The sequence below is a fragment of the Pseudomonas sp. GM84 genome, assembly GCF_000282535.1.
Taxonomy (GTDB): Bacteria; Pseudomonadota; Gammaproteobacteria; order Pseudomonadales; family Pseudomonadaceae; genus Aquipseudomonas.
This window is the reverse complement of sequence record NZ_AKJC01000036.1, coordinates 1-8,150: the sequence shown is the minus strand read 5'-3', so window position 1 is coordinate 8,150 and position 8,150 is coordinate 1. Positions and strand designations below refer to the sequence as shown.

Genomic DNA, 8,150 nt, shown 5'->3' with positions numbered 1-8,150 from the left:
GCCGGCTCGCCGGCGATAGGCCGGACCTGCAAGAGGACATTTCGATAAGCGCAGTTACATCTTTCCTGGTTTTGGCGATGACCATTTTCGACCATCCGCCACCCGCCGCTGGGCGTACACCTGCGCGACAGTTATAATCAGCCGATTTCCCCTTCGCCAAGACACCGAACCCATGACTGAGTCCGTTCTTGACTATATGACCCGCTTGGGTCGCGCCGCTCGCCAGGCTTCCCGGGTGATCGCCCGCGCCAGTACCGCGCAGAAGAACCGCGCCCTGCAGGCCGCCGCCGATGCCCTGGACACCGCGCGTGTCGAGCTTGCCGCAGCCAACGAACTGGACTTGGCCGCCGGCCGTGCCAATGGCCTGGAGCCGGCGCTGCTGGACCGCCTGGCCCTGACCCCGGCGCGCATCGATGGCATGATCACCGGCCTGCGCCAGGTGGCCAGCCTGCCGGATCCGGTCGGTGCCATCCGCGACATGAGCTATCGCCCGTCGGGTATCCAGGTCGGCAAGATGCGCGTGCCACTGGGCGTGATCGGCATCATCTACGAGTCGCGCCCGAACGTGACCATCGACGCTGCCAGCCTGTGCCTGAAGTCGGGCAATGCCACGATCCTGCGTGGCGGTTCCGAGGCCATTCACTCCAACCGCGCCATCGCCACCTGCATCCAGCGTGGCCTGGCCGAGGCCGGTCTGCCGGCAGCGGTGGTGCAAGTGGTCGAGACCACCGACCGGGAAGCGGTCGGCGCGCTGATCAGCATGCCCGAGTTCGTCGATGTCATCGTCCCGCGCGGTGGCCGTGGCCTGATCGAACGCATCAGCCGTGATGCACGCGTGCCGGTGATCAAGCACCTGGACGGCATTTGCCACGTCTATGTCGCCGAGCACGCCGACCTGGACAAGGCCTGGCGCGTCGCCTTCAACGCCAAGACCTACCGTTATGGCATCTGCGGCGCGATGGAAACCCTGCTGGTCGACCAACGTGTGGCCGCAGGCTTCCTGCCGGAAATGGCCCGCCGCTTCCAGGACAAAGGCGTCGAGCTGCGCGGCTGCGAACGCACCCGTGCGCTGATCGATGCCAAGCCGGCCACTGAAGACGACTGGCACACCGAGTACCTCGACGCGATCCTGTCGATTCGTGTGGTCGATGGCCTGGACCAGGCTATCGAGCACATCAATCACTATGGTTCGCACCACACCGATTCGATCATCACCGAGCACCAGGGGCAGTCTCGCCAGTTCATGGCCGAGGTCGACTCGGCATCGGTGATGCTCAATACCCCGACCTGCTTCGCCGACGGTTTCGAGTACGGTCTGGGCGCGGAGATCGGCATTTCCACCGACAAGCTGCACGCTCGCGGCCCTGTCGGCCTGGAAGGCCTGACCTGCGAGAAGTACGTAGTGATCGGTGACGGCCAACTGCGCGGCCAGGAGTCCTGCTGAGTTGAGCAAGGCCCAGGCAGTCCGGCGCATCGGCATTCTTGGCGGTACTTTCGACCCCGTGCACATCGGCCACCTGCGCAGCGCGCTTGAGGTGGCCGAGTTCATGGCGCTCGATGAGCTGCGCCTGTTGCCCAATGCCCGTCCGCCACACCGCGATACCCCGCAGGTGGCGGCGCAGGACCGACTGGCAATGGTGCGCGAGGCGGTGCAAGGCGTCGAGCGCCTGACTGTCGATGCCCGGGAGCTGGAGCGCGACAAGCCGTCGTACACCATCGACACCCTGGAATCGATCCGCGCCGAACTGAGCGCCAACGACCAGCTGTTCCTGGTGCTGGGCTGGGATGCCTTTTGTGGCCTGCCTGGCTGGCACCGCTGGGAAGAGCTGCTGCAACACTGTCACATCCTGGTGCTGCAACGCCCAGATGCCGACGTTGAACCAACTGACGAGCTGCGCAACCTGCTGGCTGCGCGCTCCGAGAGCGATCCCACCGCCATGTCCGGCCCGGCGGGGAATATTTCGTTCGTCTGGCAGACGCCGCTCGCGGTGTCGGCTACACAGATCCGACAGCTGCTGGCCAGCGGCAAATCGGTGAGGTTCCTGGTGCCGGACGCCGTACTGGCCTATATCGAGGCGCACGAACTGTATCGTGCCCCTAACTGACGGTGCCCCAGGGCGCCTCATTCAAACGAGTCGAAGAGTTTTTTATGAGCAAGCAGAAAATCAATGGCGAAGACCTGGTCAAACTGACCATCAGCGCGCTGGAAGACGTCAAGGCCCAGGACATCCAGGTCATCGACGTGCGCGAAAAGCACAGCCTGACCGACTACATGATCATTGCCACCGGTACCTCCAATCGCCAGATCAACGCGATGCTGGAAAAGGTGCGTGAAGCCGTCAAGAAAGAAGGCGCGCAGCCGCTGGGCGAAGAAGGCAAGGGCGACAGCGACTGGGTGCTGCTGGACCTGAACGATGTCATCGTGCACATGATGACCGCCGCTGCCCGCCAGTTCTACGACCTGGAGCGCCTGTGGCTGGGTGCCGAGCAGAGCCGTGCCGCCGATGCCAAGCACCACAGCCCGGAAAACGCCAGCGACTACTTCACCGACAAGCTCAAAGACCGGGAATAAGGAAGCGTCGTGCGTCTGCGTCTGATCGCGGTGGGCTCGCGCATGCCCAAATGGGTCGAGGAAGGCTGGCATGAATATGCCAAGCGCCTGCCCCAGGAGCTGTCGCTCGAGCTGGTGGAAATCCCGCTGAACACCCGTGGCAAGAATGCCGACGTCGCCCGCCTGATCCGTCAGGAGGGCGAAGCCATGCTGAGCAAGGTGCAGCCTGGGGAACGCATCGTCACGCTCGAGGTCCATGGCAAGCCCTGGAGTACCGAGCAGCTGGCCACAGAGCTGGACCGTTGGCGCCTGGACTCGCGCACGGTGAATTTGATGGTGGGCGGCCCGGAAGGGCTGGCGCCTGAGGTCTGCGCGCGCGCCGAGCAACGCTGGTCGCTGTCGCCGCTGACCCTGCCGCACCCGTTGGTAAGGATACTCATCGGCGAGCAGATCTATCGCGCCTGGACCGTGTTGTCCGGGCACCCTTACCATAAATGAGCCTGTAAGCAGTCCGATGTCGCAGCCGATCCGTCTCAAGGACCACGAGAAAGACGCCCGCCTGGTGCGCAACCGCGTCGTGGTCGGCGCAGTCGCGATCGTGTTGCTGATCTGCGTACTGATTGCACGCTTGTATTACCTGCAGATCATCCAGTACGACTACCACTCCACGCTGTCGGAGAACAACCGGGTGCACGTGCAGCCGATTCCGCCGACCCGCGGGCTGATCTTCGATCGTAACGGGGTGATCATCGCCGATAACCGGCCCAGCTTCAGCTTGTCCATGACCCGTGAACGTGCGGGTAACTGGCAGGAAGTGCTGGACAACATCGTCGAAGTGCTGGAGCTCACGCCGGACGACAGGGCGCTGTTCGAGAAGCGCATGAGGCAGGGGCGGCGACCGTTCGAACCGGTACCGATCCTGTTCGAGCTGACCGAAGAGCAGATCGCCCGTGTGGCAGTGAACCAGTTCCGCCTGCCGGGCGTGGAAGTGGTTGCCCAACTGGTGCGTCATTACCCGCAAGGGGCGCACTTTGCCCATTCGGTCGGCTACGTCGGGCGGATCAACGAGAAAGAGCTCAAGACCCTCGACCCGGTCAACTACAGCGGTACTCACCATATCGGCAAGACCGGTATCGAGCGCTTCTACGAAGACGACCTGCACGGCCAGGTCGGCTACGAGGAAGTCGAGACCAACGCGCGAGGCCGGGTGCTGCGGGTGCTCAAGCGCACCGATCCGAAGCCGGGCAAGGACATCGTGCTGAGCCTGGACATCAAGCTGCAGGAAGCCGCCGAAGCCGCCCTGGGCGGTCGCCGTGGCGCGGTCGTGGCGCTCGATCCGCGTACCGGCGAGGTGCTGGCGATGGTCAGCCAGCCGAGCTTCGACCCCAACCTGTTCGTCACTGGCATCAGCTTCAAGGCCTACGCCGAACTGCGTGACTCGATCGACCGGCCGCTGTTCAACCGTGTACTGCGCGGCCTGTATCCGCCGGGTTCGACCATCAAGCCGGCAGTGGCCATCGCCGGCCTCGACAGTGGTGTGGTGAATGCCGGTAGCCGGGTGTTCGACCCTGGCTACTACCAGCTGCCCAACTACGATCACAAATACCGTAACTGGAACCGCTCCGGTGATGGCTGGGTCGACCTCGACACCGCGATCATGCGTTCCAATGACACCTATTTCTACGACCTTGCCCACAAGATGGGCATCGACCGCTTGTCCACCTACATGAACAAGTTCGGCATCGGCCAGAAGGTCGCCCTCGACATGTTCGAGGAGTCGCCCGGCCTGATGCCTTCGCGTGAGTGGAAGCGCGCCACCCGCCGCCAGGCCTGGTTCCCGGGCGAAACGCTGATTCTCGGCATCGGCCAGGGCTACATGCAGGCCACCCCGCTGCAGCTGGCCCAGGCCACTGCGCTGATCGCCAACAAGGGTGTGTGGAACCGCCCGCACCTGGCCAAGACCATCGAAGGCCAGCCGCCGGTGGACCCCAACCCGATGGAAGACATCGTCCTGCGCGACAAGTCCGACTGGGCCAAGGTCACCCATGGCATGGAGCAGGTGATGCACAACGCCCGGGGTACCGCGCGCAAGGCCGCGGCCGGTTCCCAGTACCGTATCGCCGGCAAGAGCGGTACCGCTCAGGTGGTGGCGATCAAGCAGGGTGAGAAGTACGACCGTAACAAACTTCAGGAGCGCCATCGCGACCACGCCTTGTTCGTCGCCTTCGCCCCGGCCGACGCGCCGAAGATCGTGGTGTCGGTAATGGTTGAAAACGGCGAATCCGGCTCCGGCGTCGCTGCCCCCGTGGTGCGGCAGATCATGGACGCCTGGCTGCTCGACGAGAACGGCCGGCTCAAGCCTGAATTCGCCCCTGCCACCGTCGCCCAGGAAACGGCCCCGTGAAAAACAACTTCGATCGCATGCTCTCCAGCGAGGACGTGATGCGTCGACGCGCCAGCTTTCTGCAGCGCATCCATATCGACGGCCCCTTGCTGGTCATCCTCCTGACCCTCGCGGCCGGCAGCCTGTTCGTGCTCTATTCGGCCAGCGGCAAGAACTGGGACTTGCTGATCAAGCAGGCCACCTCGTTCGGCATCGGCCTGGTGTCGATGTTCGTCATTGCCCAGCTTGAACCGCGCTTCATGGCGCGCTGGGTGCCCCTGGCATACCTGGCCGGGGTGTTCCTGCTGATCGTGGTGGACGTGATGGGCCACAACGCCATGGGTGCCACGCGCTGGATCAACATCCCCGGGGTGATCCGCTTCCAGCCCTCGGAATTCATGAAGATCATCATGCCGGCGACCATCGCCTGGTACCTGGCCAAGCGCACCTTGCCGCCACAGCTGAAGCACGTAGCCATCAGCCTGGTGCTGATCGGCGTGCCGTTCATTCTCATCGTCCGCCAGCCCGACCTGGGCACGGCGCTGCTGATTCTCGCCTCCGGTGCCTTCGTGCTGTTCATGGGCGGCTTGCGCTGGCGCTGGATCATCAGCGTGCTGGCCGCCGCAGTGCCCGTGGCCGTGGCCATGTGGTTCTTCGTCATGCACGACTACCAGAAACAGCGCGTGCTGACCTTCCTCGACCCGGAGAGCGACCCGCTGGGCACCGGCTGGAACATCATCCAGTCCAAGGCGGCGATCGGCTCGGGCGGGGTGTTCGGCAAGGGCTGGCTGCTGGGCACCCAGTCGCACCTGGACTTCCTTCCTGAAAGCCACACCGACTTCATCATTGCGGTGCTCGGCGAGGAATTCGGCCTGGTCGGTATCTGCCTGCTGCTGATCGTCTACCTGCTGCTGATCGGCCGCGGACTGATGATCACCGCCCAGGCCCAGACTCTCTACGGCAAGCTGCTGGCGGGCAGCTTGACCATGACCTTCTTTGTATACGTGTTCGTCAATATCGGTATGGTCAGCGGCCTTCTGCCCGTGGTGGGCGTGCCGCTGCCCTTCATCAGCTATGGCGGAACTTCGTTGGTGACGCTGCTGTCAGCGTTTGGCGTTCTGATGTCGATCCATACGCACCGCAAATGGATCGCACAGGTTTGAATAAGGTGAAGAATTTCATGCAAGCAGTGCGTAACTGGGCTGCCCGTTGTGCGCCGTGGATCGGTGCGGTGGGCCTGTTCAGCGCTGTCCAGCTCGCTCATGCCGGCGACTACGACGACTCGCCCCAGGTGGCCGAGTTCGTCAGCGAGATGACCCGCGACTACGGTTTTGCCGGTGAACAATTGACGGGCGTGTTCCGTGAGGTGCAGCGCAAGCAGTCGATCCTCGACGCCATTTCGCGTCCGGCCGAGCGGGTCAAGCCGTGGAAGGATTACCGGCCGATGTTCATCACCGATGCGCGCATCGCGCGCGGGGTGGACTTCTGGCGCCAGCATGAGGCGGTGCTGGCCCGTGCCGAGCAGGAATATGGCGTACCGGCGCAGTACATCGTCTCGATCATCGGTGTGGAGACCTTCTTCGGTCGTAATACCGGTAACTACCGCGTCATCGATGCGCTGTCGACCCTGGGCTTCGATTACCCGCCCCGTGCCGAATTCTTCCGCAAGGAGCTGCGCGAGTACCTGCTGCTGGCGCGTGAAGAGCAGCTCGACCCGCTGACCCTCAAGGGCTCCTACGCTGGCGCCATGGGCCTGCCGCAGTTCATGCCGAGCAGCTTCCGCAACTACGCGGTGGATTTCGACGGCGACGGCCACATCAATATCTGGAACAACCCCGACGATGCCATCGGCAGCGTGGCCAGCTACTTCAAGCACCATGGCTGGGTGGCCGGGGAGGCGGTGGTCAGCCGCGCCCAGGTCAGTGGCGCACGTGCCGACGAGGGCCTGACTACCGGTATCGAACCGGCGAAGACGTTCGGGGAGTTGCGGGCACTGGGCTGGTCGAGCCATGATGCGCTGCGCGATGATCTGCCGGTTACCGCCTTCCGCCTGGAGGGCGAAAACGGCCCCGAGTACTGGATGGGCCTGAAGAACTTCTACGCGATCACTCGCTACAACCGCAGCGTGATGTATGCCATGGCGGTGCATCAACTAGCGGAACAGCTGGTCCAAGCACGGGGCGTCAAGTAATGCGCGCAATCTTCACTGCCAACACCTTCAAGCTGCTGACCTGCATGGCCGTCGGCGCGCTGCTGGCCAGCTGTTCCTCCAGCGGCCCGACCTCCAAGCCAAGCGGCAATACCGTGAGTTCCAAGCCCGGCCTGGATATCAACCGGGCCCACAAGGACGGCGCGCCGTGGTGGGACGTGGACGTGAACAAGATTCCCGATGCCACGCCGACCGTGCATACCGGGAACTACAAGGCCAACCCTTACACGGTGCTGGGCAAGACCTACTACCCGATGCAGGACTCGCGCAACTACCGCGCCGAGGGCACCGCATCGTGGTACGGCACCAAGTTCCACGGCCAGAACACCGCCAACGGTGAGCTGTATGACCTCTACGGCATGAGTGCGGCGCACAAGACCTTGCCGTTGCCGGCCTACGTGAAGGTGACCAACCTGGCCAACGGCCGCAGCGTGATCTTGCGCGTCAACGACCGTGGCCCGTTCTATTCCGACCGCATCATCGACCTGTCCTATGCCGCCGCCAAGAAACTGGGCTATGCGGAGATCGGTACCGCGCGCGTGCGTGTCGAAGGCATCGATCCGCAGCAGTGGTGGGCCCAGAAGGGTCAGCAACCGCCATTGGTACTGAAGGAGCCTCAGGTCGCGCAAACCCAGGCGATTGCGGCCAATACCGGGCGGGTCGAGCAGTGGACCCCGCCGCCACAACAGCATGCGGCGCCGGTGGTGCCGGTGCAGGTGGGCGGCAACAATGTGCCGGGCGCCAACGGTGGCAGCTTCCTGCAGGTGGGCGCCTTCGCCAACCCGGACGCCGCCGAGCTGCTGCGCTCGAAGCTCAGCACCATGGTCAGCGCACCGGTATTCATCAGCTCCATCGTGCGTAACCAGCAGACCCTGCACCGCGTGCGCCTGGGGCCGATCAACAGCCAGGGCGAGATCCAGCAGACCCAAGACAGCATTCGCCTGGCGAACCTTGGGCAGGCCAAGCTGGTCACAGACTGACTGTACCGGCTTCATCGCCGGCAAGCC

At 63.9% G+C, this 8,150-nt stretch carries 8 protein-coding genes; all 8 read left to right on the top strand.

From position 1 onward, the window contains the following. Window positions 1–172 precede the first annotated feature (172 nt). Genes PMI38_RS02805 through PMI38_RS02770 form a run of 8 tightly spaced genes read left to right on the top strand, consistent with a single transcriptional unit; the run spans window position 173 to window position 8,123 of the window. Window positions 173–1,444, top strand: coding sequence for a glutamate-5-semialdehyde dehydrogenase (locus PMI38_RS02805; protein ID WP_008090426.1), 1,272 nt, complete (start codon window positions 173–175; stop codon window positions 1,442–1,444). A gap of 1 nt (window position 1,445) precedes the next feature. Next, the gene (gene nadD, locus PMI38_RS02800; RefSeq protein ID WP_008090424.1) at window positions 1,446–2,105 is read left to right on the top strand and encodes a nicotinate-nucleotide adenylyltransferase; all 660 of its coding nucleotides are present in this window, start codon (window positions 1,446–1,448) and stop codon (window positions 2,103–2,105) included. A gap of 44 nt (window positions 2,106–2,149) precedes the next feature. Continuing rightward, window positions 2,150–2,572 (top strand): ribosome silencing factor, encoded by a 423-nt coding sequence (gene rsfS / locus PMI38_RS02795; protein WP_008090423.1) that lies wholly within the window; start codon window positions 2,150–2,152, stop codon window positions 2,570–2,572. A 9-nt stretch (window positions 2,573–2,581) separates the two neighbouring features. Next, the gene (gene rlmH / locus PMI38_RS02790; RefSeq protein WP_008090421.1) at window positions 2,582–3,049 is read left to right on the top strand and encodes a 23S rRNA (pseudouridine(1915)-N(3))-methyltransferase RlmH; all 468 of its coding nucleotides are present in this window, start codon (window positions 2,582–2,584) and stop codon (window positions 3,047–3,049) included. A 16-nt stretch (window positions 3,050–3,065) separates the two neighbouring features. Beyond that, the gene (mrdA, locus tag PMI38_RS02785) at window positions 3,066–4,955 is read left to right on the top strand and encodes a penicillin-binding protein 2 (protein WP_008090416.1); all 1,890 of its coding nucleotides are present in this window, start codon (window positions 3,066–3,068) and stop codon (window positions 4,953–4,955) included. A 38-nt stretch (window positions 4,956–4,993) separates the two neighbouring features. Then, complete coding sequence (gene rodA, locus PMI38_RS02780; protein WP_050548546.1) at window positions 4,994–6,097, top strand: rod shape-determining protein RodA; 1,104 nt, start codon at window positions 4,994–4,996, stop codon at window positions 6,095–6,097. 17 nt (window positions 6,098–6,114) lie between these two features. Continuing rightward, window positions 6,115–7,125, top strand: a complete 1,011-nt coding sequence (gene mltB / locus PMI38_RS02775) for a lytic murein transglycosylase B (RefSeq protein WP_008090413.1) — start codon at window positions 6,115–6,117, stop codon at window positions 7,123–7,125. After that, window positions 7,125–8,123, top strand: coding sequence for a septal ring lytic transglycosylase RlpA family protein (locus PMI38_RS02770; RefSeq protein ID WP_008090411.1), 999 nt, complete (start codon window positions 7,125–7,127; stop codon window positions 8,121–8,123). Before mltB ends, PMI38_RS02770 begins: the two co-directional genes overlap by 1 nt. Window positions 8,124–8,150: the final 27 nt, after the last annotated feature.

Bases quoted from the DNA above. Each gene is read 5' to 3' on its own strand.
- PMI38_RS02805 (WP_008090426.1), top strand. From the start codon at position 173: ATGACTGAGTCCGTTCTTGACTATATGACCCGCTTGGGTCGCGCCGCT.
- rsfS (WP_008090423.1), top strand. From the start codon at position 2,150: ATGAGCAAGCAGAAAATCAATGGCGAAGACCTGGTCAAACTGACCATC.
- mrdA (WP_008090416.1), top strand. From the start codon at position 3,066: ATGTCGCAGCCGATCCGTCTCAAGGACCACGAGAAAGACGCCCGCCTG.
- rodA (WP_050548546.1), top strand. From the start codon at position 4,994: ATGCGTCGACGCGCCAGCTTTCTGCAGCGCATCCATATCGACGGCCCC.
- mltB (WP_008090413.1), top strand. From the start codon at position 6,115: ATGCAAGCAGTGCGTAACTGGGCTGCCCGTTGTGCGCCGTGGATCGGT.
- PMI38_RS02770 (WP_008090411.1), top strand. From the start codon at position 7,125: ATGCGCGCAATCTTCACTGCCAACACCTTCAAGCTGCTGACCTGCATG.